Source organism: Streptomyces sp. APSN-46.1, assembly GCF_022815725.1.
Lineage (GTDB): Bacteria > Actinomycetota > Actinomycetes > Streptomycetales > Streptomycetaceae > Streptomyces.
The window spans coordinates 196,246-218,508 of record NZ_JALGRF010000007.1; the positions used below are offsets into that span (position 1 = coordinate 196,246).

21 protein-coding genes are annotated in these 22,263 nt (G+C 72.2%); 14 read left to right on the top strand and 7 right to left on the bottom strand.

Features of this window, described 5'->3' with window-relative positions; translation table 11 throughout:
• Positions 1-53: 53 nt before the first annotated feature.
• A complete protein-coding gene (locus MTF65_RS20565; RefSeq protein WP_243630321.1) occupies positions 54-2,216 on the bottom strand; it encodes a right-handed parallel beta-helix repeat-containing protein in 2,163 nt (720 codons plus the stop codon).
• Between the two features lie 264 nt (positions 2,217-2,480).
• On the opposite strand from MTF65_RS20565, the gene hmgA reads away from it, so the two are divergent.
• The gene (gene hmgA / locus MTF65_RS20570; RefSeq protein WP_243630323.1) at positions 2,481-3,803 is read left to right on the top strand and encodes a homogentisate 1,2-dioxygenase; all 1,323 of its coding nucleotides are present in this window, start codon (positions 2,481-2,483) and stop codon (positions 3,801-3,803) included.
• Positions 3,804-3,900: 97 nt separating this feature from the next.
• Complete coding sequence (locus tag MTF65_RS20575) at positions 3,901-4,650, top strand: GntR family transcriptional regulator (protein ID WP_243630325.1); 750 nt, start codon at positions 3,901-3,903, stop codon at positions 4,648-4,650.
• Between the two features lie 59 nt (positions 4,651-4,709).
• Here MTF65_RS20575 and MTF65_RS20580 read toward each other — a convergent pair whose 3' ends face one another.
• Positions 4,710-4,874, bottom strand: coding sequence for a hypothetical protein (locus tag MTF65_RS20580; RefSeq protein WP_243630326.1), 165 nt, complete (start codon positions 4,872-4,874; stop codon positions 4,710-4,712).
• A gap of 156 nt (positions 4,875-5,030) precedes the next feature.
• Between MTF65_RS20580 and MTF65_RS20585 the strand changes: the two genes are divergently transcribed.
• Entirely contained in the window at positions 5,031-6,155 is a 1,125-nt protein-coding gene (locus tag MTF65_RS20585) for a type ISP restriction/modification enzyme (protein ID WP_243630437.1), read from the top strand.
• A gap of 24 nt (positions 6,156-6,179) precedes the next feature.
• Here MTF65_RS20585 and MTF65_RS20590 read toward each other — a convergent pair whose 3' ends face one another.
• Positions 6,180-6,908 (bottom strand): TetR/AcrR family transcriptional regulator C-terminal domain-containing protein, encoded by a 729-nt coding sequence (locus MTF65_RS20590; protein WP_243630327.1) that lies wholly within the window; start codon positions 6,906-6,908, stop codon positions 6,180-6,182.
• 70 nt (positions 6,909-6,978) lie between these two features.
• On the opposite strand from MTF65_RS20590, the gene MTF65_RS20595 reads away from it, so the two are divergent.
• The 3 genes from MTF65_RS20595 (at position 6,979) to MTF65_RS20605 (ending at position 10,169) form a co-directional block, all read left to right on the top strand.
• Complete coding sequence (locus MTF65_RS20595) at positions 6,979-8,049, top strand: ATP-binding cassette domain-containing protein (RefSeq protein ID WP_243630328.1); 1,071 nt, start codon at positions 6,979-6,981, stop codon at positions 8,047-8,049.
• Complete coding sequence (locus MTF65_RS20600; RefSeq protein ID WP_243630329.1) at positions 8,046-8,834, top strand: ABC transporter permease; 789 nt, start codon at positions 8,046-8,048, stop codon at positions 8,832-8,834. The genes MTF65_RS20595 and MTF65_RS20600 overlap by 4 nt, the downstream gene beginning before the upstream one ends.
• 90 nt (positions 8,835-8,924) lie before the next feature.
• A complete protein-coding gene (locus MTF65_RS20605; protein ID WP_243630331.1) occupies positions 8,925-10,169 on the top strand; it encodes a CaiB/BaiF CoA-transferase family protein in 1,245 nt (414 codons plus the stop codon).
• Positions 10,170-10,244: 75 nt separating this feature from the next.
• Here MTF65_RS20605 and MTF65_RS20610 read toward each other — a convergent pair whose 3' ends face one another.
• Positions 10,245-10,514: a hypothetical protein gene (locus MTF65_RS20610; protein WP_243630332.1), complete on the bottom strand. Its 270-nt coding sequence runs from the start codon at positions 10,512-10,514 to the stop codon at positions 10,245-10,247.
• A gap of 273 nt (positions 10,515-10,787) precedes the next feature.
• Between MTF65_RS20610 and MTF65_RS20615 the strand changes: the two genes are divergently transcribed.
• Positions 10,788-12,449 carry a serine/threonine-protein kinase gene (locus MTF65_RS20615; protein ID WP_243630438.1) on the top strand — a complete coding sequence of 554 codons (1,662 nt, stop codon included), beginning with the start codon at positions 10,788-10,790 and terminating at the stop codon, positions 12,447-12,449.
• 112 nt (positions 12,450-12,561) lie between these two features.
• On the opposite strand, the gene MTF65_RS20620 is transcribed toward MTF65_RS20615, so the two are convergent.
• Complete coding sequence (locus tag MTF65_RS20620) at positions 12,562-13,374, bottom strand: SGNH/GDSL hydrolase family protein (RefSeq protein ID WP_243630334.1); 813 nt, start codon at positions 13,372-13,374, stop codon at positions 12,562-12,564.
• Between the two features lie 191 nt (positions 13,375-13,565).
• On the opposite strand from MTF65_RS20620, the gene MTF65_RS20625 reads away from it, so the two are divergent.
• Both MTF65_RS20625 and MTF65_RS20630 read left to right on the top strand, forming a co-directional pair.
• The gene (locus tag MTF65_RS20625; protein ID WP_243630337.1) at positions 13,566-14,684 is read left to right on the top strand and encodes a DUF5925 domain-containing protein; all 1,119 of its coding nucleotides are present in this window, start codon (positions 13,566-13,568) and stop codon (positions 14,682-14,684) included.
• 158 nt (positions 14,685-14,842) lie between these two features.
• Positions 14,843-15,385 carry an FABP family protein gene (locus MTF65_RS20630; RefSeq protein ID WP_243630338.1) on the top strand — a complete coding sequence of 181 codons (543 nt, stop codon included), beginning with the start codon at positions 14,843-14,845 and terminating at the stop codon, positions 15,383-15,385.
• 85 nt (positions 15,386-15,470) lie between these two features.
• On the opposite strand, the gene MTF65_RS20635 is transcribed toward MTF65_RS20630, so the two are convergent.
• A complete protein-coding gene (locus MTF65_RS20635) occupies positions 15,471-15,857 on the bottom strand; it encodes a GntR family transcriptional regulator (protein WP_243630340.1) in 387 nt (128 codons plus the stop codon).
• A 72-nt stretch (positions 15,858-15,929) separates the two neighbouring features.
• Between MTF65_RS20635 and MTF65_RS20640 the strand changes: the two genes are divergently transcribed.
• The 3 genes from MTF65_RS20640 to MTF65_RS20650 all read left to right on the top strand — a co-directional run bounded on the left by MTF65_RS20640 (position 15,930) and on the right by MTF65_RS20650 (position 17,912).
• Positions 15,930-16,874, top strand: a complete 945-nt coding sequence (locus tag MTF65_RS20640; RefSeq protein ID WP_243630342.1) for a GNAT family N-acetyltransferase — start codon at positions 15,930-15,932, stop codon at positions 16,872-16,874.
• Positions 16,871-17,353, top strand: coding sequence for a DUF402 domain-containing protein (locus tag MTF65_RS20645; RefSeq protein ID WP_243630344.1), 483 nt, complete (start codon positions 16,871-16,873; stop codon positions 17,351-17,353). Before MTF65_RS20640 ends, MTF65_RS20645 begins: the two co-directional genes overlap by 4 nt.
• Before the next feature lie 139 nt (positions 17,354-17,492).
• The gene (locus MTF65_RS20650) at positions 17,493-17,912 is read left to right on the top strand and encodes a hypothetical protein (protein WP_243630345.1); all 420 of its coding nucleotides are present in this window, start codon (positions 17,493-17,495) and stop codon (positions 17,910-17,912) included.
• A gap of 11 nt (positions 17,913-17,923) precedes the next feature.
• On the opposite strand, the gene MTF65_RS20655 is transcribed toward MTF65_RS20650, so the two are convergent.
• Complete coding sequence (locus tag MTF65_RS20655; RefSeq protein ID WP_243630347.1) at positions 17,924-19,165, bottom strand: IS110 family transposase; 1,242 nt, start codon at positions 19,163-19,165, stop codon at positions 17,924-17,926.
• A 339-nt stretch (positions 19,166-19,504) separates the two neighbouring features.
• On the opposite strand from MTF65_RS20655, the gene MTF65_RS20660 reads away from it, so the two are divergent.
• Positions 19,505-20,932, top strand: a complete 1,428-nt coding sequence (locus tag MTF65_RS20660; protein WP_243630348.1) for a hypothetical protein — start codon at positions 19,505-19,507, stop codon at positions 20,930-20,932.
• Between the two features lie 853 nt (positions 20,933-21,785).
• The gene (locus tag MTF65_RS20665) at positions 21,786-22,151 is read left to right on the top strand and encodes a hypothetical protein (protein ID WP_243630349.1); all 366 of its coding nucleotides are present in this window, start codon (positions 21,786-21,788) and stop codon (positions 22,149-22,151) included.
• The last annotated feature ends 112 nt before the right edge of the window (positions 22,152-22,263 follow it).

A 22,263-nucleotide genomic window follows, 5' to 3' on the forward strand; every position in this document is an offset into this window, starting at 1 on the left:
GGCCTCGCAACGGACGCCGTCGGCGCGGTCGGAGGCCTCGGCGCGGACATGGGTCACCGCCGGCCTCCGGTGGCGGCCGGGGGTTCGGGGGTGGCGGCCGGGGGTTCGGGGGTGGCGGCCGCGCTCAGGGCCGGGGCGGGGCCGTCCGGGCCGGGGGCGCGGTCACCGTCTGGGTCGCCGCCCGGGCCGGCGGGGCGGGCCGGGGTACCCGGGCGGGCCGAGGCGATGACCGCCCAGAGCACCCACAGCACCGCCACGAACGCCCGTATCCAGGCGGGCCCGAGCGGAATCCACGGGATCATCAGGACGGCTTTGTCGAAGGCGTCCAGCAGGGTCAGTCCGCCCAGCAGCAGGCTCAGGCGGCCCAGCCACGGCCGGTCGGGGCGCAGGGCCAGGCCGACGCCCGTCCACCCCAGGCCCAGGAGCAGCAGCGCGAGGGCCGGGACGGGGGTGGCGGTCAGCGGCATGGTGGAACCCGCCACGTCCAGGATCAGGCCGGCCAGGCCGAGCAGCGAGGCGGCCGTACCCAGCCGGGACCCGCGCAGCCGGCGCCACCACAGCACCCCGCCGACCAGCAGCAGCACCACCGCGACGGCCGCCGCGAGCTGGGTCTCCACCCGTTCCAGGCCGCGCGCCCCGTACCAGTCGCAGCCGGCCGGGAGCTTGCGCGCCTGGACGCTGTAGTCGGCGCAGACCAGGAGCTGGGCGAGCTTCACCGGTTCGCCCACCAGGCGGGAGGACGCGCCGGACACCTCGCCCCGGCGGTCGCCGCACCGCGGGACGGTGCCCGGGGTGGAGCCGTCGGGTCCGTCCTGCCAGCAGTTGGCGCGGCCCTGGCCGTCCCACCACACGTCCATGCCGTTGGGGCGGGACGCGCCGGACTTGTCCTTGCCCATCACGTTTCCGGCGTAGCGGTTGTGGTGGGAGGTGTCGGTCTGCTTGGCCCAGTCCTCCTCGCCGCGGATGAAGGCGGGGACGGCGCTGAGGAAGAACCCGGCGCGCCGGTGCCCGTACACCCAGTTGTTCTCGTACAGGTTCCAGTTGCCGCCCGCGGTGATGATGCCGGTGCCCGGCGGCATGGAGATCTGCGGGCAGACCACGCCCTGCTCGTATCCGCGCTCGATCGGCGCCTTGGCGCAGGTGCCGTCGGCGACGTGGGGGTAGTAGTCCTGGTTGTTGTCGTGGATCAGGTTGCGCTCGAACTTGGCGTGGTTCTGCGGGAGTCCGGGGTGTCCGGGGAAGGCGCTGTCCATCGAGGCGCCGCCCATGTTCTGGTCGAACTCGTTGTCGTGCACCCACACCGAGTCGCCCGCGGTGCCGGAGTAGCCGACCATGTTGTGGTGGCTGCGGCAGCCGGTGATCTCGATGGAGTAGCGCGGGACGTCGTAGCCGCGGCCGTCGTTGATGTCGGAGGCGCTGCCGGGGTAGATGCCTGAGTCGCCGTTGCCGTACGACTCGCAGTTCTTGTAGAGGCCGTGGTCGCTGGCGAAGGTCAGGAAGCCGTACTCGTCGTTCCAGCGGGTCAGGACGTCGTCGATGACGAAGCCGTCGCCCGCGAGCACGTACAGCGAGTTGAAGGTGGTGCGCTGCGCGGTGAAGTTGCGGAAGTAGATGCCGTTGGACTTGTCGGCGCGGATGCCGTTGAGCTTCTGGTACTTGGCGTCGATGACGACGTCCAGCCGGGAGGCGCCTGTGCCCTCGATCTGGAGGTCGGTCTTGCCGAGGATCGCGACGAGGTTCTGGTTGTGGCGGCAGGCGAGCTGCTGCTCGTAGCTGAGGATCTGGTAGCCGAGGGAGGAGTCGGGCGCCTTCAGCGAGGCGCACTCGCCCGTGGGTTCGGGGAGCGAGGGCTCCTCCTCGTACAGGCCGGGGAGGATCGCGATGTTCATTCCCGGCCGGTCCACGGCGTCGACGGCTTCCTGGAGGTGCCGGTAGCCGTTCTTCTCGCACCGCTCGTAGAGGGCGAGGTTGCGCTGCTTCAGCTCTTCCGGGAAGGCGGCGATACGGCGCTCGAAGGCGGGCCGGTCGGTCTTGCAGACCACGAGGTCGGGCTCGCCCTCCCGGTACCGCGGCACGGATCCGGAGCCGTCCGGGAGGGCGACGGGGCGCTCCTCGTGCGCGCGGGCGACGGGCGCGGCGACGAGGAGGGACAGGAGGGCGAGGAGGGCGGCGAGGAGCGCCGCCGGCACGGCAGGGAACCTGCGGGTCCACGACATGCGCGTGAGAGTAGAGCAATGTTCATCTTTTCGGATCCCCCTCCGCACTGTGAATGTCGGGCGGGTGGGCCGGGCGGGCCGCGAGGGGGCCACAAGCAGGCCACAAGCAGGCCGCAACCAGGCCGCAAGGGGGCTGCAAGGGGGCTGCAAGAGGTGCACAAAGAGGGACAAGCCAGCCGGAAGGGGCCGGAAGAGCCCGTTGACGTGCGAGCCGAGGAATCCTACTGTCACCCATAGGATTCCTTCGACAGAGCGGGAGCAGCCATGAGCGAGCAGGCCAGGAAGACGGCGGAGGCGCTGGAGTACCTCACCGGCTTCGGCAACGAGCACAGCTCGGAGGCCGTCCCCGGCGCGCTCCCGCTCGGCCGGAACTCGCCCCAGCGCTCCCCCCTCGGCCTCTACGCCGAGCAGCTCAGCGGCAGTGCCTTCACCGAGCCGCGCCACCACAACCGCCGCTCCTGGCTCTACCGGATCCGCCCCTCGGCCGCGCACCCGCCCTTCACCCGGATCGACAACGGCGCCCTGCGCAGCGCGCCCTTCACCGAGGCCCCGGCGGACCCGAACCGGCTGCGCTGGAACCCGCTGCCCGACCCGGCCCCCGGCACCGACTTCCTGGCCGGCCTCTGGACCCTCGGCGGCAACGGCGACGCCGCCCAGCGCGCCGGCATGGCCATCCACCTCTACGCCGCCAACGTCTCCATGACCGACCGGGTGTTCAGCGACTCGGACGGCGAGCTGCTGATCGTCCCCGAGCGCGGCGGGCTGCTGCTGCGCACCGAGCTCGGCCTGCTCGCGGCCCGCCCCGGCGAGGTCGCCCTGATCCCACGCGGCGTCCGCTTCCGCGTCGAGCTGCTGGACGGCGAGGACGCCCCCGCCCGCGGCTACGTCTGCGAGAACTACGGCCGCCCCTTCGAGCTGCCCGACCTGGGCCCCATCGGCGCCAACGGCCTCGCCGCCGTCCGGGACTTCCGCGCCCCGGTCGCCGCGTACGAGGACATCGATCGCCCGACCGAGGTTGTCAACAAGTTCTGCGGCAACCTCTGGTCCGCGACCTACGACCACTCCCCGCTCGACGTCGTCGCCTGGCACGGCACCCACGCGCCGTACGTGTACGACCTGCGGCGGTTCAACGTCCTGGGCTCCATCAGCTACGACCACCCCGACCCGTCGATCTTCACCGTGCTGACCTCGCCCTCCGACACCCCGGGCCTGGCGGGCGTGGACTTCGTGGTCTTCGCCCCGCGCTGGCTGGTCGGCGAGGACACCTTCCGCCCGCCGTACTTCCACCGGAACGTCATGAGCGAGTACATGGGCCTGATCGAGGGCGCCTACGACGCCAAGGCGGAGGGCTTCGTTCCAGGCGGTGGCTCCCTCCACAACATGATGTCGGCGCACGGCCCGGACCAGGAGACCTTCGACAAGGCGAGCGCCGCCGAGCTGAAGCCGCAGAAGATCGACGACGGCCTCGCCTTCATGTTCGAGACCCGCTGGCCGATCACCGCCACCGCCCAGGCAGCCGGCGCGGACCACCTCCAGCGCGGATACGACGACGTCTGGCGGGGTCTCCAGCGCCATTTCCGTGCCTAACATGCGCTGAGCCCGCCACGCCGGCGCGCACGCCCCCGCCCCAAGCCGTCCCGCCCCCCTTGTCCCCACAGAAGCCCAGCCGTACGGAGAACCACCCGTGACCGCCTTCGCCCCCGACTCGCTGGTGCTCAACCGGAAGCTGCCGCTCTGGTACCAGGTGTCACAGTCGTTGCGCGCCTCGATACTGGGGCGCACCCCGGACGCGTCGCTGCGCCTGCCCACCGAGGAGCAGCTGGCCGGGCACTACGGGGTGAGCGTGCTGACCATGCGGCAGGCGCTCAAGGAGCTGGAGGGCGAGGGGCTGATCAGCCGGCACCGGCGGCGCGGCACCTTCATCGAACCGGGCGCGATGCGCGGGGCCCCGGTCCGGCTGCTGGGTTCCGTCGACGCGATCGTGGCCCAGCAGTCGGGCGACCGTACGACGATTCTCGGCCACGAGCGGACGCCCGTGTCCGGGGAGCTGCTGGAGCACTTCCCGGACACGCCCGAGGTGGTCACGTACCGGCGGCTGCGCCACGACAGCGAGAGCGGCGAGCCGACCAACTGGGTGGAGAACGCGGTGCGCCCGGAACTGGCGGCGGCCATCGACCTGGCCGATCTGGCGCGCTGGCCGATGACCAAGGTGATACGTGACATCGCGGGCGTCAAGATCAGCCGGATCACCGACACGGTCGAGGCGCGGCTCGCCGACCCGGCGACGGCCGAGCTGCTCCAGGTGCCGCTCCTCAGCCCGATCCTGCACTACACGGGCGTCACGTACGACGAGGGCGGCCGAGTGGTGGACGTGGCGCGGATCCGGTACCGCGGCGACCGCTTCTCCTTCACGGTGACGGTCGACGCGCACTGACCACCGATCGCCCGATCACCCGATCGCCCGACCTGATCGCCTGTCGCCCGATCGCCCGATCAGCTCTTCTCCTCGTCGTCCGCGCCGCGCTCACCCTCGGCCTGGGACGGTGTGGTCCGCGTCGTCTGGGGGTGCCGCTGCTTCTTCTCGGTCTCGTCCATGTCCTCGTCGAGCCGCTCACCCTCGGCCTGGGACGGAGTCGTGTATTCGTCGTACTGACTCATGACCGTCTCCTCAGTCGGAACGCACGATCGGCGCATACCCCTATATAAGGAGCGTAGCGCTTCGGCCTGGACCGGGCCCGGCCGTCAGGTCCCGTCGCTACCATCGGCCGGGTGAGCGCTGACGTACCGCTGCCGGACCCGCTGCTGGACGATCTGATGCCCTGGACCGTGGGCGGGCTGCGCCTGGGCCGGACCTGGGTCGCGGCGCCCGACGCCGCGACCCTGCGGGCCCGCTGGACGGCCCTGACCGGCGCCGAAGGACCCGAGCGGGAGCGGCTGTTCCGCCCCACCAGGACCCGTAGGCCCACCGCCGGCGCGGCCGCGCTGCCCGGCCGGCGCGCCGGCTCGACGGCCCGGTTCACGGACGCGCCCGGCCCGTTCCCCGATCCGGTACGGGTGCTGCGCGAGCCCTTCGACGAGCAGTGGCTGATCCCCGACCAGCGGCTCATCGACCTGGCCCGGCCGGAGCTGTGGCGGGTCCGGGACGAGCATCAGCTGTTCGCCGTCGAGACCCCGGATCTGCTGGTCACCGCGCACCTCCCGGCCGGCCGGCTCGGCCGGATCCGCCCCCTGCACCGGCGCCCCGGCGGCGCCGAACCCAATCTCGCGCCCGGCCTGCTGCCGCTGCTGGGCGAGCGGTACGGCAGCTGTGTCACCCCGCAGGACGTGCTGTGCTGGATCCTCGCCGCGGGGCGCCCCGGGCCGCGGGGGTACGAGGTCCCGCTCGCCGCCGATCCGGAGCGCTGGCGGGCGGGCCTGGAGCTGGGACACCGGCTGCTCACCGTCCAGCTGCGCGGGGCCCGCGGCGGTGAGCCGCCCCGGCTGCCCGGCGGGCGCCGGCCCTACGTCCGCTCCGCGCCGCCGGCGTGGCCGCGCGAACTCGCGTACGACCCGGAGACCGAGACGCTGAGCCTGGGGAGCGGAACCATCTCCCCCGTCCCGGCGGGCGCCTGGGCGTACGAGGCGAACGGGACCCGGGTGCTGGCGGCCTGGTTCGCCGCCCGCCACGCGCACCGCGCGCCCGATGTCGACGGACTGGAGGCGCTGGGCCCCGCCGAGTGGCCGCAGGCCTGGACCTCGGAGCTGCTGGCCCTGGTCACGACCCTGGCGCTGCTGGCCGATCTCGCCCCGGAGCGGGCGGCGTTCCGTGCGGGGCCGTCGCTGACCGCCGACGAGCTGCGCGCGGCCGGGGTGCTGCCGGCGCCGCGCTGGGCCCGGCGGCCGGCCTCCGTGCTGGACCACCAGGAGGAGGGCCCGGGCGGGCAGTTCGCACTGCTCTGACACGGCCCCGCGGCCGATTCCGGACTACGCCGGCTCCCACGCCCCGAGCAGCCGGGACACGGAGCGGTCGAAGACCGCGCCCATGTCGGACTCCGCCTCGGCCACCGGATGCCCCCCGGTGAGCGCGGCGGCCAGCAAGGGGTACTCCCCCGTCGCCAGCCGGGTGCCCAGCCAGGCCATCCGTACGCCCTGTTCGGCGGCCTCGCTCCACGGCAGGGACCGGGTCCGCTCGGCCAGCGCCAGCTCGGCCGCCACGAACGTCGCGACCGTGCCGTTGACGGCGGCGACGAGCTCCAGCTTCTCGCCGTCCGGCACGTCGAGGGGTGTCAGGCAGGCCAGGCTGTGCTCCAGGTAGCGCAGGGCGTTCGGGCCGAACCCGTACACGGGGCTGAGCAGCCGGGGTAGCCAGGGGTGCCGGGTCATCAGCGCGCGGGTCTGGCGGGCCAGTCCGAGCAGGTCCGACCGCCAGTCGCCGGTCGGCGCCGTGAACGCGTACTCCCCGCTGACCGCGTCGACCATCAGCTCGTACAGGTCCTCCTTGCGCGGTACGTAGTTGTACAGGGACATCGTCCCGGCCCCGACGGCGGCGGCGACGCGTCGCATGGAGACGGCTTCGATCCCCTCCGCGTCGGCGATCCGCACCGCCTCGGCGGCGATCGAGTCACGGCTGTGCGCGGGGCGGGGGCCACGGCCGGCCCGCTGCGGGCGGGCCCAGATCACTTCAGGTTCAGCGGGGCGGCCGCTGGGTGTCATCGCTCATCACCTCGTCCATCGCCACCATCCTAGTTACGTACACCGTACGGAGTCGGATAGGGTGCCGCACATGACTACTACGTACGCTGTACTTAGTGAGGGGCTGGAGAAGAGCTACGGAGAGGTCCACGCCCTGCGCGGGCTGGACCTGGCGGTGCCCGAGGGAACGGTCTGCGGCCTCCTCGGCCCGAACGGCGCGGGCAAGACCACCGCCGTCCGGATCCTCACCACCCTCACCGCGCCCACCGGCGGCCGCGCCCTCGTGGCGGGCCACGACGTCACCCGCGACCCTGCCCTCGTACGCCGGGCCATCGGGGTCACCGGCCAGTACGCCTCGGTGGACGGGGATCTGACCGGCCGGGAGAACCTGCGCCTGTTCGCCCGCCTCGCGGGACTGCGCGGGCACGCCGGGCGGGCCCGCGCCGACGAGCTGCTGGAGCGGCTCGGACTCACCGAGGCCGCCGACCGGGTGTCCGCCACCTGGTCGGGCGGCATGCGGCGGCGCCTCGACCTGGCCGCCGGGCTGATCACCCGCCCCCGGGTGCTGTTCCTCGACGAGCCCACCACCGGCCTCGATCCGGCGGCCCGCGGCCAGATCTGGGAGGCCGTGCGGGAACTCGTCGACAAGGGGGACGAGGGCACCTCGGTGCTGCTCACCACCCAGTACCTGGAGGAGGCCGACCGGCTCGCCGACGACATCGTGGTGGCCGACCGGGGGCGGGCCGTCGCCACCGGCACCCCGGCCGAACTCAAGGCCCGGATCGGCGCCCACGCCGAGGTCACCGTCGCCGCCCCCGAGGCCCTCGCGGGCGCCGCCGTCGTACTCGACCAGCTCACCGGAGGGCGGCCCGTACTGGACGAGGAGCGCCTCACCGTCGGCGTCACCGTGCCGGAGGCCGGGCTCACCCTGCCCCGGATCATCCGCGCCCTCGACGCCGCCGGGGTCGCGGTGACCGACGCGAGCCTGCGGCCGCCCACCCTCGACGAGGTGTTCCTGCGCCTCACCCAGGTCCGCACCGCCCACGAGCCCGCCGCCCAGCCCAACAAGCGCAACGAGCCCGACGAGCCCGGCACGCCCAACGAACCCCACGCGCCCCACCCGCCCCACGCGCCCCACGAGATCGAGGAGCACGCGGCATGAGCGCCCTGCTGTCGGACGGCGGCGCCGTCCTCACCCGCCAGTTGCAGAAGGCCCGGCACGCCCCGGCGCTGCTGGTCCTCACCCAGACCATGCCGATCACCATGCTGCTGTTCTTCGGCTACGTCTTCGGCAGCGCGCTCGCCATGCCGGGCTCGGAGTACCGCGAGTTCCTGGTGCCCGGCCTGCTCGCCGCGACCGCCGCCGGCGGGCTGATGACCGGCATGTTCACCGCCGCGCAGGATGCCCACCGCGGGGTGATGGACCGGTTCCTGACCCTGCCGATGAGCCGTGGCGCCGTGCCGCTCGGACAGACCGCGGCCGACCTGCTGACCACGGCGGTCGGGACGGTTCCGCTGATGCTGGTCGGCCTGGCCATGGGCTGGCGCGTCGAGAACGGGGCGGCGGGCGCGGTCGGCGCCTTCGGTGTGCTGCTGCTGTTCCGCTTCGCCATGGCCTGGGTGGGCACCTACCTGGGCCTGATCAGCGCGAGCGAGGAGGCGGCCGGCCAGCTCGGCAGCGCCACCTTCGTACTGCCGCTGCTGTCCAGCGCGTATCTGCCGACCGCCGGGATGCCGTCGTGGCTGCGCACGGTCGCCGAGTGGAACCCGATCAGCGCGGTCGCGTCGGCGGTGCGCGAGCTGTGCGGCAACACCGGCGCCGGGGCGGCGGCGGGCGCGGCCTGGCCGGCGGCGCACCCCGTGGCCGGGGCGGTGGTCTGGTCCCTCGCGCTGCTGGTCGTCTTCGTACCGCTGACCGCGCGCCGGTTCGCGCGCGGCCGGGACTGAGTAACATAAGCACGCAAATGCTACGAACAGCGGGGTGTTCGCCCCGCATACGGGTGACAGTCCTGGGCCTGATCCAGTAGGCAGGGGCCCATGGCTACCGAACCTGCCCCCGACCGCCTTCCAGGCCCCCTTCCCGGCCCCGCTCCCGATCCGCTGCCGCTCGACGGTGTCACCGTCGTCGCCGTCGAACAGGCCGTCTCGGCCCCCTTCGCCACCCGCCAGCTCGCCGACCTCGGGGCCAGGGTGGTCAAGGTCGAGCGTCCCGACGGCGGCGACTTCGCGCGCGCCTACGACACCGCGGCGCACGGCCTCGCCTCGCACTTCGTGTGGTGCAACCGCGGCAAGGAGTCGATCGCGCTCGACCTGAAGGATCCGCGCGGCCGGGAGGTCCTGCACGGACTGCTCGACGGCGCCGACGTCTTCGTGCAGAACCTCGCGCACGGGGCCGCCGCCCGGCTCGGACTGGACTCGGCCGCGCTGTGCGCCCGCTACCCGAGGCTGGTCGCCGTGGACATCTCCGGCTACGGCGCGCAGGGCCCGTACGCCCACAAGCGCGCCTACGACATGCTCGTGCAGTGCGAGGCGGGGCTGGTGTCGGTGACCGGCACCCCGGAGCAGCCCGTCAAGGCGGGGATCCCGGCGGCGGACATCGCGGCGGCCATGTACGCCTTCTCGGGCGTGCTCGCGGCCCTGCTGCGGCGCGGGGTCACCGGGCGCGGCGGCCGCGTGGAGGTGTCGATGCTGGACGCGCTCGCCGAGTGGATGGGACACCCGCTGCACCACACGATGCACGGCGGGGAGCAGCCCGTACGGACGGGTCTCGCGCACGCGGTGATCGCGCCCTACGACGCCTATCCGACGGCGGACGGGGACCGGGTGCTGCTGTCGGTGCAGAACGACCGGGAGTGGCGCCGGCTCGCCGAACAGGTACTGGAGCGCCCGGAGTTGGCGGACGACCCGGCGTACGCGACGAACGCGGCACGGACCCGGGGCCGCGAGAAGACCGACGCCGCGGTGGCCGAGGCGCTGGGCCGGCTGGACGCGGAGCGGGCGGTCGAGCGGCTGGAGGCGGCGGGTATCGCCTGCGCGCGGCTGAACTCGGTGGCCCGGCTGGCGGGGCATCCGCAGCTGGCGGCGCGCGACCGCTGGCGGGAGGTGGGTTCACCGGCCGGACCGCTGCGGGCGCTGCTTCCGCCGATCGGGCTGCCGGGCGGCGCGGCACCGCGCATGGGCGCGGTGCCCGCTCTCGGCGAACACACCGAGGCCCTGCTGCGCGCCCTGGGGATGACGGGCGCGCAGATCACGGCACTGCGCCGGGACGGTGTGATCGCCTGAGGCCGGAAGGTACGCCGGGGAAAGGGGACGAGGGGCCGGGTCGCGACCGGTCAACCGGCCGCACTTCGGGGCCAGTTACGAGCGGCGGCTACCGAAGAGCGTGCGACGCAGCCGCCGCAGCGGCGCGAAGAGCGCGACGCGCGCGCTCCGGCTCCGCAGGACGTGCGTGTGGTCGCGGGAGGTGAGCTCGCGCATCAGCAGGGTCGCCTCGGCCGTCTCGTGGTGCGGGACGGCGGGACCGCCCAGCACGGCGAGGTGGCGGTCGAGGCGCGAGCTGGTCGCGCTGCTGCCGCAGGTGATGGCAGGCACGCGGGGCGGCCTGCTGCGCAATGCTATCTGTTCCATGTCTCTCCCCACCCGTACGAGGGCACCCGGCCCGGGCAGGGTAACCCTATCGCCCCGGCGTCGCGCTCGGGTATCCCGGGCGTGTGAATTACCCCTGCTTCTACGGGTAGTTGACGATTACTCAGTGGAGTCGCCCGTTACTCTCCGCACAAATCCGGCGCTCCGGGGAGCGATACGGCGAACCGCGCCGCGGGAGGAGCCGGAAAGCCCGCTCTGCGCTAACTTGGAGTGATCGCCCGGTGGCACACATGGGGGTCTCGCGTGACGGAAGACATGGGTGACGACGGGCGTGTCATCGCCGGCCGGTACCGGTTGCTGGGCCCGCTGGGCCGCGGCGGCATGGGCATCGTGTGGAGGGCCCGGGACGAGGTCCTGGGCCGCGAGGTCGCGGTCAAGGAGGTGCGGGCGCCCGCCGGGCTGGATCCGGCCGAGGTGGCCCGGATGTACCGGCGCCTCGAACGGGAGGCCTGGGCGGCCGCCCGGATCTCGCACCGCGGGGTCGTGACGGTCTACGACGTGGCGACCGAGGACGGCCGGCCCTGGATCGTGATGGAGCTGGTGCGCGGGCTCTCACTGGCCGACGTACTGGAGGCCGAGGGACCGCTCACCCCGCAGCGGGCCGCGCACTTCGGGGAGCAGGTGCTGGCCGCCCTGCGTTCCGCGCACGAGGCGGGGGTGCTGCACCGGGACGTCAAGCCCGCCAACGTGCTGGTCGCCAATGACGGCCGGGTGGTGCTGAGCGACTTCGGGATCGCGCGCCTGGAGGGGTCCTCGGCGATCACGATGACCGGCGAGGTGGTCGGCTCCCCCGAATTCCTGGCGCCGGAGCGGGCGTTGGGGCGCGATCCGGGTCCCGAGTCGGATCTGTGGTCGCTCGGGGTGATGCTGTACCAGGCCGTGGAGGGGGTCTCCCCGTTCCGGCAGGACACCCCGCTGTCCACGCTGCGCGCGGTGGTGGACGAGGAGTTGCCGCCGCCGCGCCGGGCCGGGCCGCTGGAGCCCGTACTGGAGGGGCTGCTGCGGAAGGACCCCGCCGAGCGGCTGTCGCCGGCGGAGGCGGCCCGGATGCTGCGGATCATCGGCGCGGGCGGGGACGTACGGACCACGGGCGGGGCGGTGTCCGGGCCGGACTCGCCGACGGCCGCCGCCCGCCACGGGCACGACCGGCCGGGCCGGCAGGGCGCGGTCCCGTACGGCACACCGCGCGGCGCGCCCACGGAGCGGGTGCCGGTGCCCGCTCCCTCGCAGCGTCCCCCCTCCGGGCCGCCGCCGCGCCAGGGGCGGGCCGGGCTGCTGCTGACCGTCGGGATCGTGGTGCTGCTGCTGGCGCTGGCGGCGCTGGGCTGGCTGCTGCTGAGGGAGCGCGACGGCGGCAGCGGCGGGGACGCCGGCCCGACGGGCGCGGCCACCACTTCGCCGTCCGTCTCGCCGAGCCCCTCGGCCTCGCCGTCGCCGCCCACCCCATCGGCTTCGGCGTCGGCATCGGCCTCCGGGAGCGCGCCCGCGCAGCAGGTGGCGGTGTACGTCCACACCGTGCGCGACAGCTACCGCGGAACCTGCCCGCCGCCCGCGTCGGACACGCCCTCCTTCACCGCGACCGTCGAGCTCACCAGGGTTCCGGCCGCCTTGGAGTACCGCTGGGCCACCCGCGGCGGGGTCACCTCCGGTCCCGGCTGGCAGTCCCTCACGTTCGAGGCGGACGGCCCCAAGAGCCGGCAGTTGGAGCACGGCGAGCTCACCCACCACCCGGACGCGACCTTCGAGGACGCGGTCCGGCTGGAGGTACGGGCGCCGGCGCGGGCGGCCTCGGAGTGGCTGGAGTTCTCCGTGACGTGCGAGGAGGAGACCCCGACGGGCGGGGCCTCCTCCCCCGGCACGACCGGTTCACCGGGCGCGACGGCGAGCGCGGCGCCGAGCGCGGAGGCCAGCCCTTAGGCCGATAGGCCGTTCGGCGCTTGGGCCGTTCGGCGCTTGGACCGTTCGGCGCTTAGGCCGTTCGGCGCTTAGGCCGCTCCGCGGCTCCGCCGCTCCGCCTCCCGGACCTGGGTCAGGCCGCGTTGGTGAACACCGGCAGGTATCCGCCGGACTGTCCGGCGGCGGTGGGGTGGTACGACTCCCCGATGTTGAGCCAGTTGACGCTGTGCAGCCACGCGCTGCCGGAGCAGATCTCGTGGCCGGTGAAGGCACCGGCGACCGAGGCGAAGGTGAACCCGTGGTCGGCGGCCCGTTTGGCGATGGCGGCGTTCAGATAGTCGGCGGCACCGTTGATGGCGGAGCGCTCACCCTCGGTCAGCCCGGCGACGCAGGTGCCGTTCAGCTTGTAGAACCGGGGGTAGCCGACGACGACGACCCGGGCGTTGGGCGAGCGGCTGTCGATGGCGGCGTAGACCTGGTCGAGCTTGCCGGGCAGGGTGGAGTCCACGTAGGCCTTGGCCTGGTTGACGCGGCTTACGCAGGTGGATTCGGACTGGAGCACACAGGTCGTCATGACGTCAGAGAATCCCGCGTCGTTGCCGCCGACGGTGATGCTGACCAGGTCGGTGCCGGAGTTCAGCGGGCCGAGCTGGCCGGCGAGCACATCACCCGTACGGGCACCCGAGCAGGCGGTGAAGGAGAACGTCTGCGGGGAGTGCGCGGCGGCCCACAGGGCCGGGTAGGCGCGGCTGGTGCGCTTGCAGTCGCCGCTCCCGCTGTCGTAGTTGCCGGCGCCGACGCCGGAGGAGTACGAGTCGCCGAGGGCGACGTAGCCGAAGTCGGCCTGGGCGGCGGCGGAGGCCTGGCCGGCGCCGAACAGGGCGGCGCCCGCGGCGAGTAAGAGGGAGGAGGTCAGGGCAGCGAGGCGCGGAATCTTCTTGCTCATGTGTACGGCTCCTTGTGGGGGTTACTCCTGAGTCCGTGGTACAAGCAGCCGCGCTTGGCTGGAAGTGTTCATGCCAAGAATGTTCGGGGCAGAGTTATGGCCCGAATCTTCACTCCCGGGGTGTTTGAAGAGGGAACTTGGGCACCCGATCCAGCGAAACACGGGTGCATGGGGGCAGTTCGTGCCGGATCATGGGCGCCATGTCAGCCACCGCAGACGATCCACACCACGCGCTGCCGATCCGGCTCAACGTCGACGACAGCGATTCACCGTCGGATGTCGTCGACGCGCTGTTCCTCGGCCGGTTCGCGTCCGGCGAGCAGCCGTACTCGCACAGCGTGACGATCGAGCGGGTGAAGGCGGAGGCGACCCTGCTGCCGCCCGAAGCGACCGTGCTGCGCTCGGCGCGCGACAGCGACCGGAGCGCCACGCTCGCCGAGGGCGAGGGCTGGACGATGCTCGTCTCGCGCTGGAGCCGGGGCGCGGACGTCACGGTGACGGCGGTCAGCGACGAACTCGCCGCCGACGTGCTCGGCAAGGCCACGGAGGGGGCGCAGGACGAGCCCGAACCGCAGCCGGAGAACGTCACGATGGGGTTCTGGTACGTCTCCCCGCGCCGCGGCCCGTACCGGACGACCCGGCAGATCGCGGCCGGCACCTGGGCGGAGGTCCGGCCCAACTACACCGCGCCGGTGGCCGGGGCGATGGACCGGCTGATGAAGGTCACCCCGGACGACATCGCGGGCCGGCTGCTGTTGCTGCACGGGCCTCCGGGGACGGGGAAGACCTCCGCCCTGCGCACGCTGGCGCGGTCGTGGCGGGACTGGTGCCAGGTGGACTGCGTGCTGGACCCGGAGCGGCTGTTCAACGACGTGGGCTACCTGATGGACATCGCGATCGGCGAGGACGAGGGCACGGCCAAGGGACGGTGGCGGCTGCTGCTCCTGGAGGACTGCGACGAGCTGATCCGCGGCGAGGCCCGCCACACGGCCGGCCAGGCGCTGTCCCGGCTGCTCAACCTGACGGACGGACTGCTGGGCCAGGGCCGCAACGTCCTGGTCGGGGTCACGACCAACGAGGACCTGGAACGGCTGCACCCGGCGGTGGTCCGCCCCGGCCGCTGCCTGGCCCGCATCGAGGTGGGCCGGCTGACCCACGGCGAGGCGGTGGACTGGCTGGGTACGGACGAGGGGGTGTCCCGCGAGGGCGCGACCCTGGCCGAACTCTTCGCCCTGCGGCGCGGTACGGGCCCGGCGGCGCTGCTGCCTCCGCAGGGGCAGCACGGCGCGGAGGCGGGGCTGTACCTGTAGGCGGTGGCGCGAAGGCGACGGCGCGCGCGGGGGCGCGGGGAGCGCGCGGGCCGGGCCGGGCGCCGACGACAATGGGCCACGGCCGAAGGCCCCCGTCGACCGCGACCACCGCCCCCCACCACCGCCCCCGGGGGGCATACCGAACAGGAGAGCGCACCGTGCCCGAGCCGGCGCAGGAGAATCCGTACCCCGACAGCCACATCCTCGGCGAGGGCCCCGAACCGCACCCGCAGCTGCGGCCGGTGCTGCCCCTCCTGGGGCGCTGGCACGGCCGCGGACGCGGCGAGTATCCGACCCTGGAGCAGGGATTCCGGTACGAGCAGGAGATCACTTTCAGCCACGACGGTAGGCCGTTCCTGCGCTACGAATCGCGCGCGTGGCTGATCGACGAGTCCGGGACGGCGCTGCGCCCGTCGGGCCGGGAGAGCGGGTGGTGGCGGATCATGCCGGACGCCTCGCTGGAGGTCGTCCTCGCGCACCCCACCGGAATCGTGGAGACGTACGTCGGCCAGGTGTCCGGGACGGAGATCGAGATGGCGACCGACACCGTGGCGCGCACGCCCCGGGCCAAGGAGGTGACCGCCATGCGGCGCCGGTACGCCTTCCAGGACGGAGAGCTGACGATCACGCAGGACATGGCGGCGATGGGACAGCCGATGCGGCACCACCTCCAGGCGCGGCTCCAGCCGCACAAGCCCTGACCCGGGAGGCGCCACTCGCGAGCGCCACTCGCGAGGCGCCATCCGGGAGGCGCCACTCGGGAGGCGCCCGCCCCTGACCAGGGGACTACTCGCCGTACCGCGCGCGCAGGGCGTCGAGCGCGGCCGCCGTCGCCTCGTCGAAGGTCAGGCCCAGCCGCCGCGCCCGCTCCGCGTAGGCCTGCGCGGCCGCGGCCGCCTCCCGTGAGGCCGAGTCCCCCGCCGCCGCGACGAAGGTGCCGTTGCGCCCCCGCGTCTCGATCACCCCGTCGCCCTCCAGCGCCCGGTACGCCTTCGCGACCGTGTTCGCCGCCAGCCCCAGCTCCTCCGCGAGCCCCCGCACCGTCGGGAGCTTGTACCCCACCGGCAGCCGCCCCGCCCGCGCCGCGTCCGCGATCTGCGCGCGCAGCTGCTCGTACGGGGCGGCGGCGCCGGCCGAGCCGTCAATCCGGATCTTCAGGTTCGTCGAGGTCACGCGGCTGATTCTTCCCCATCTCCCGCGAAATTCGCAGGCGTCCCGCCCGTCCCCGCCTCTACGGTCGCTCACATGACCGCAACGATCCGCGACCTCCGTCCCGGCGACCCCGGGGACGCCGCGTCCGTCGTACGGGTGCGCCGCGCCGCCCTGCCCTTCCTGATCACCACCACCGCCGGGGTGGCCTTCGAGGCCGAATCCGCCAACCCGGCCGCGCGCCACCGCCTCCTCGTCGCCGAGAACGAGCATGGCCTCGCCATCGGCACCGCCCAGGTGGGCCTCGCCTACGACAGCCCCGAGCCCGGCCACTCGTACGTCAACGCGTACGTGGACCCCGCCCACCGCGGCCTCGGCGCCGGGACGGCCCTGCTGCGCGCGGCCGAGGAGTACCTGGCCGCCGAGGGCGCGCTGGACGTGTACGCCTGGGTGCTGGACGAGCCGGGCCACCGCGCCTTCGCCGAGCGGCACGGCTACCGCCCCAGCCGCTCCGCGCACTTCCTGCGCCTGGACCTGGCCTCGGGCACGCTGCCCCCGTACCCGGACACCCTGCCCGCCGGGGTCGAGCTCCGCCCCGGCTCCGACTTCTCCGGCGACCCGCACCCGCTCTACGAGGCCGACGCCGAGGTGTCGGCCGACGAACCGGGCGACCTCCCGGTGGACCTCGACGACTACGAGGACTGGCTGCGGACCGTCTGGCACGACCCGCTGCTCGACAAGCGGCTGACCACGGTCGTCCTCGTCGACGGCGCCGTGGCCGCCTTCACGGCCGCCTGCACCGACGGCGCGGGCCGCTACGGCTCGGCCATGACCGGCACCCTGCGCGCCCACCGGGGCCGCGGCCTGGCCAAGCTCGCCAAGACCGACTCCCTCCACCGGGCCCTCGCGGCCGGCTGCACGGAGGCCTTCACCGGCAACGACGCCGGGAACGAGCCGATGCTCGCCGTCAACAGATGGTTCGGATACGAGATCTGCGCGACCGAGACGCGCTACGCGAAGAAACTGGAGACCACGCGATGACCACCCGGCTGACCGTCACCCTCACCAAGGCCGGCCGCACCAAGATCCGCTACCCGGCCACGCTGGTCGCCGACACCGGCGACCGGATCTCCGTGCGCGCCCCCTGGGCCGCCGACGGCGTACGGGACTTCGGCTTCGTGCGCTTCGAGCCGGGCGACGTGTTCACCGAGCACTTCTGGCGGAGCCGCTGGTACGCGATCAAGGAGGTCCGGACCGGCGAGGGCGTCCTCAAGGGCTGGTACTGCGATGTCACGCGCCCGGCCGTGGTGAGCGACGGCGACGTCCTCGTGGAGGACCTGGACCTCGACCTCTGGGTCTCGGCGGACGGCGCCACCGTACTCCGCCTCGACGAGGACGAGTTCGCCGCCAGCGGCCTCGCCGAAGCCGACCCGGCCGCCGCGACCGAGGCCGTCCGCGCCCTGGACGGCCTGGCCGCCCAGGCCCGAACGGAGTCCGGCCTCACCGCCCTGCTCACCTGACCGGCGCCGTACGCTTCGAAAATGTCCTCCAACAACGCCGCTCCAGTCGAGACACCTCAGGGTCCTAGCTCGTCAAGTCACCCGCTCATGACCGCTGTGTAGCCTTTCGATCTGTTCGAACGGGATGAGGGGGTTGCGGGTGGATGGCGAAGGAGCGCATGCCGCGATCCAGCTCCCTGAAGGGTCCTGGTGGGACTGGGACGTCGTCGCCTGGGACGGCGGACAGCTCAGGCTCGCCGCTGGCCACGACCTTGCCTACCACCACGGCCTGGAACTGGTCTTCGGCGATCCGGTCTTCGCCAGCTGCCCGTCCACCTTTCACGATCCGGCCTTCCGCGCACCTACGCCGGACGAGCTCCTGAAGGTAGCTCGTCAGCTCGGCGCGAAGCCGCCCGTCGTGGTCGCCTTCGAGGCCGACGCAGGCGGGCAGGAGCCGGTCTCGTGCCTCATCGCCGCAGAGCGGCTCGACATCGTCCAGGAAACCGTCCTGCGGTACTGGCGCGAGGATGCGGGCCCCGATCAGCGCTTCGCTCCCTGGGTGCGGTCCTCAGGCCATTAGGCGGTCTCTGGTCAGGCGGCCGCAGTGCCCACCTCGTCCGGCGGAGCTGGGAAGGCAAGGGCCTCGTCGTATCGCTGGTCCTGCTGGAGGCAGTGGTAGGGCTGGCCGATCATGCGGTTGAAGAGGTTGCGCTGGGCGGCTGCGTGCCAGTCCGCGTGATTGTCGCGTCGTCGCCGGTTGTGGGCTTTGGCACCGGGCGAGGCGGTGATCGCGGAGAACGCCCAGAGGTAACCGGCGTGATTGAGTCGGTCGTTCTTCACCCAGCGGCGGGTGATGCTCGACTTCTTGCCAGAAGCTCGGGTGATGGGCGACGCGCCGGCGTATGCCTTCAGCCCGCGGGCGTCGGCGAACCGTTGCCGGTCGTCGCCGATCTCAGCGAGCACCCGGGCGCCGAGCTGGGTGCCGAGGCCGGGGAAGCTGAGAATAATCTCAGCGTCCGGGTGCTGAGGGAACGCTTCTTCGACTGCCTCGGCGAGGTTGTCGGCGGCCGTGCAGGCGGCCTCCAGCTGGACCAGGAGGGCGAGCATCTGCTTACCGAGTGCGTCCTCGACCAGCAGCGGCTGCTGGGCCCAATCAGCCCGGAAGACCTCGCGGAGCCGCTCGGCCTCGGCGGCAATACCCCGCTGTCGACCGGCCCGCTTGAGCGCGGCCTGCAACTGCGTACGGGTGCGCCGAGCGGCCTTGGCTGGCGTCGGGGCCAGCTTGAGGAGCTGGTGGGCCTCGGGTCGGCAGAGTCCGTTCTTCCAGGGTTCGAAGGCTGCGAGGGCGGCCGGGTAGTACTCGCGCAGCAGGGATCGGAGCTGGTTGGAGATCTGCTGGCGGTTCCAGGTCGCGTCCTGCTGAGCGCGGGCGAGGACGGCGACGGCTCGGGCCAGGTCGCTGTCCTGGGGAAGCGGCCGGTGGGCGTGCATGTCGGTCCGCAGCACGTTGGCCAGGACCAGGGCGTCGCCCGGGTCGGACTTCTTGCGGGAGACGGAGTGCCGGTCGCGGTAGCGGGCGGCGGCCATCGGGTTGATCGCGAACACCTGGCGCTTGCCGGTCCGCAGCACCGCCACGAGTAAGCCGCGGGATGTCTCGATCGCGACCGGGATCGGGGATTCCTCCGTGTCGCCGTACTCAGCGAGTAAATCCAGCAGGATCTTGTAGCCGACGGCGTCATCGGTGATGTGCCGCTTGGCCGATAACTGGCCGCTGTCGTCGACCAGGGCGACGTCGTGAGTGCGTTCCGCCCAGTCGATGCCGCAGTAGATCAAGGTCTTTCCCCTCCCAGCAATCGGGTGTTTGTACTGGTCACGAGCTCATGCGGGACCACGCAGCGACCTAACCCCAGGACTCGACGCGAGGGTCGGTCCGCCACCTCAGTAGCCGTTCGTGGCACCAGCTCACCCCACGGGCCTCGGTCTATACGGGAGCCCGGTCGGCTCGGGCGCATCGAAAGGTCACCATGCAGCGGGCTCGCACCACCAACACCAACGAGTGATCAAGGTGACGGTGTTGACTCACGAGAACGCCGGGCAGCGCCGCTCTCGACTTAGGCATCGCAACCGTGACGTACTCAGGCATCCACCCTCACCTGGGTTTCGCTGTGGTGGATGGCCTCTCCCTTGACGTTCGCGCTTTCCATGCTCATCGGCGTCCAGTCGCGCGACCGTGATCCCTTGTGGGAAGGGGTCACCAGAGTGCTGCTGTGGGCGGGTATGGGCGGCGTGGTGGTCGCGCCCTCTGTCGGGCTCGTCGTGGCACTCATCGGACGGCGTCGGCGCGCCCGCCGGCGCTTCGCCCTCATGGGCGCGGCCTCCCTCACCGCTTGCGTCATCCTCCTGGTGTTCTGGAAGCTCGCCCTCGAAGTTTGGTGGAGAGACGTGGAAAACCTGGAAGAAATGCGCCAGCTGCGCGCGGTCATCCAGAACCATCCCGTCCTGGCATCCCGTGTCGACACCATGGTTGGAACCCACTTCTCCGGCCGGCGACGGGAACTTGCTGAGCTGGTTCGATCCCTGGTGCACGACCTGGTGATGGCCAATGGCTCCTGGGACTTCGAACAGGAGACCTTCGATGCGGCATATAGGCGCCTTGAGGCTGTTCTGGCCGCCGGAACGGTCACTTTCACCGACTTTGCCCCCCTGCTCGGGTTCGACGGGGACCAGAGCGTCGAGGGCCAGCAGATCACCGCGGGCGTCGTGCTGCGCAGGATGACCGACATTGAGATATCGCTTGCGGTCCAGCGTGCGGCCATCCCCATCGACCAGTACATGACCACCACGATGATGCTGGTCTCCCGATTCAACCAATGGGCTTTGACCGTCGAGCACACCCATCCGCTCCAGACAGGCGACACCGACCTCACTACGCCACCTGCCGCTCCACCGCTCCCGACCTACGCCGATGAGATTCCCGCGGTGCTTGCCGCGATCCGCCTGATCTGCGGGGGCTCGACCACCACCAGCTACGGCATCCGTACCGATTCGCTCGGACAGGGCTACTCCGCGGCGCTCACCCCGATCGGGCCAACCGATCCGTCCCGCCCGACCGTCCTGGCTGGCCAGGAGACGCTCGACCGGGTCCGCACCACGTACCAGCACCTTACCCACCCGGCCGTCATTGCCGACCGTCCACTGTCCACCGCCACACGACAGGTCGTCCTCGCTGGCTCCCGAGGTCTCGTCCAGGACAGAATCCTCAACCTGGTTACGGCAGGTGAGGCGCTGTTCATCAAGCGCCCCGGCCACAGCGGCCCTCAAAAGGCCAGGCCTCTCGCGTCCGGCGCCGCCGGAAAGCTGACAGGAGACCCCGCACTCGGTACGCCGACCAGGGCGAACATCGAGGCACTGATCCTCGCTGTCTACCAGTGGCGCAACACGGAAGTACACGGTGACCAGCACCGCACTGCGCCCCTCCGGCGGCTCGACGGGAGCGCCACGCGCGACTTGGCCGCCGTCGCCGAGGACCTTGACCGCATGATGCGCCGCGCACTGCTCCTCGCCCTGGAAGACGCCAGCCAGGCACCCGGTTGTCCCTAGCGCCGATCCCAGCCACGCCCCCCTCGCTCCCAGACACTCCGGGCCTACGACCCCCACGCTCCAGCCCGCACGGCACCCTCTGGGCCATGTGCGGGCCAGGGTTGATGGAAGGGACCGCCCTCGGGGCTTCCTGTGCAGGTCAGGCCCTGTATAGGAACTGCAAGCGGACCCGTCTTGAAAACCGTCGCTGCCTCCGCTGGTAGAAGTTTCCCCTCTCAACCAAGGCACCCGCCGCGCAGGCGCGGCGCGCGCGGCCCGGCGCCCGGGCCTGCGCTCCTGTCTGCGCCCCGCTCCAGCCCGGCCGCCGTCCGCACGCCTACGGCTCGGGTTGATGGGCGGGAGAACCCCTTTGTGGCTGGGGCGGTCGGCTCCACGCCTTGAGCAACCTCCCCGGCCTGGGCCCCGTGTCGAGCAAGACCGATACCCGCTCACCACCTTGAAGCGTGTTGCCTGTTTGCCAGGTCTGTTGGCGCGGCTGGGAGGTGCCCCGGACGCTTGTACCGGACCAAGGGCCACGGCATCAACGGGTCAGAGCCCTTTCCTCCGGCGGGGGCGCTCAGGCTCCGGGATGACGGGGGCCGGTCGTGCGGGTGCGGGCCGGTTTGTGGTGGGGATGACAGCGGGGCAGGTTGTGGCTGGGCCAGCCACTCGGCTCGACCTGCTCGACCGCAGCCGGGGCAGGACACGGCGAAAGCCGCTCCGACGACCGCGAGTGCGTTCAAGCGTTCCAGCTGTGACCAGGGCAGTCGGATGGGCGCTCTTGGATGGCGTGCCACGAGGCCACACGCGAGGCTGAAGATTACTCATGAGCCATCGGCCCAGGACAGCAACTTCACGCAAGAGGAGATGAGGGATGGCCAGGCCAGTCGAGAGGGAATTCACTGTCACCGATAAAGGCACGATCGTGTGCTTCAAAAGTTCGACGTACGACTGTGTTGTCGTCGACGCGAACAGTCGTGGCAGAGCCAGCGCGTTCCTCACCACTCGCGCACCAACCGACTCCCATGATGAGGATCTGGCGCACTGCACACGCGAGATCAATCGCATCCTCGACGAGGCGTCTGTGAAGCGGGCGCACCATGGTCCGGACGGCGATGGGCATCGGGAGCTGGCGATTCTGATCACTGACCGGGGTCCGCTTCTCGCGTGGGTGCGGCATGCCGTCGACAAGGACGACCCCGATGCGGTGGCCCAGGCCCTCGGGATCGCACACGACTGAAGATTCGGACCCGGGCAACCGTCGGACGGCCATCGCAGCTTTGGAGTGCGCTGGGGTGCGCTCGGTGTAGGCGTACAGCAGTCGAGTACCGCAACCACAGCAGCCGTCACCG

Bases quoted from the DNA above. Each gene is read 5' to 3' on its own strand.
- MTF65_RS20610 (WP_243630332.1), bottom strand. From the start codon at position 10,514: ATGGAACAGATAGCATTGCGCAGCAGGCCGCCCCGCGTGCCTGCCATC.
- MTF65_RS20615 (WP_243630438.1), top strand. From the start codon at position 10,788: ATGGGTGACGACGGGCGTGTCATCGCCGGCCGGTACCGGTTGCTGGGC.
- MTF65_RS20605 (WP_243630331.1), top strand. From the start codon at position 8,925: ATGGCTACCGAACCTGCCCCCGACCGCCTTCCAGGCCCCCTTCCCGGC.
- MTF65_RS20590 (WP_243630327.1), bottom strand. From the start codon at position 6,908: ATGACACCCAGCGGCCGCCCCGCTGAACCTGAAGTGATCTGGGCCCGC.
- MTF65_RS20585 (WP_243630437.1), top strand. From the start codon at position 5,031: ATGCCCTGGACCGTGGGCGGGCTGCGCCTGGGCCGGACCTGGGTCGCG.
- MTF65_RS20660 (WP_243630348.1), top strand. From the start codon at position 19,505: ATGGCCTCTCCCTTGACGTTCGCGCTTTCCATGCTCATCGGCGTCCAG.
- MTF65_RS20595 (WP_243630328.1), top strand. From the start codon at position 6,979: ATGACTACTACGTACGCTGTACTTAGTGAGGGGCTGGAGAAGAGCTAC.
- MTF65_RS20645 (WP_243630344.1), top strand. From the start codon at position 16,871: ATGACCACCCGGCTGACCGTCACCCTCACCAAGGCCGGCCGCACCAAG.
- MTF65_RS20640 (WP_243630342.1), top strand. From the start codon at position 15,930: ATGACCGCAACGATCCGCGACCTCCGTCCCGGCGACCCCGGGGACGCC.
- MTF65_RS20565 (WP_243630321.1), bottom strand. From the start codon at position 2,216: ATGTCGTGGACCCGCAGGTTCCCTGCCGTGCCGGCGGCGCTCCTCGCC.
- MTF65_RS20625 (WP_243630337.1), top strand. From the start codon at position 13,566: ATGGGCGCCATGTCAGCCACCGCAGACGATCCACACCACGCGCTGCCG.
- MTF65_RS20580 (WP_243630326.1), bottom strand. From the start codon at position 4,874: ATGAGTCAGTACGACGAATACACGACTCCGTCCCAGGCCGAGGGTGAG.
- MTF65_RS20665 (WP_243630349.1), top strand. From the start codon at position 21,786: ATGGCCAGGCCAGTCGAGAGGGAATTCACTGTCACCGATAAAGGCACG.
- hmgA (WP_243630323.1), top strand. From the start codon at position 2,481: ATGAGCGAGCAGGCCAGGAAGACGGCGGAGGCGCTGGAGTACCTCACC.
- MTF65_RS20600 (WP_243630329.1), top strand. From the start codon at position 8,046: ATGAGCGCCCTGCTGTCGGACGGCGGCGCCGTCCTCACCCGCCAGTTG.
- MTF65_RS20620 (WP_243630334.1), bottom strand. From the start codon at position 13,374: ATGAGCAAGAAGATTCCGCGCCTCGCTGCCCTGACCTCCTCCCTCTTA.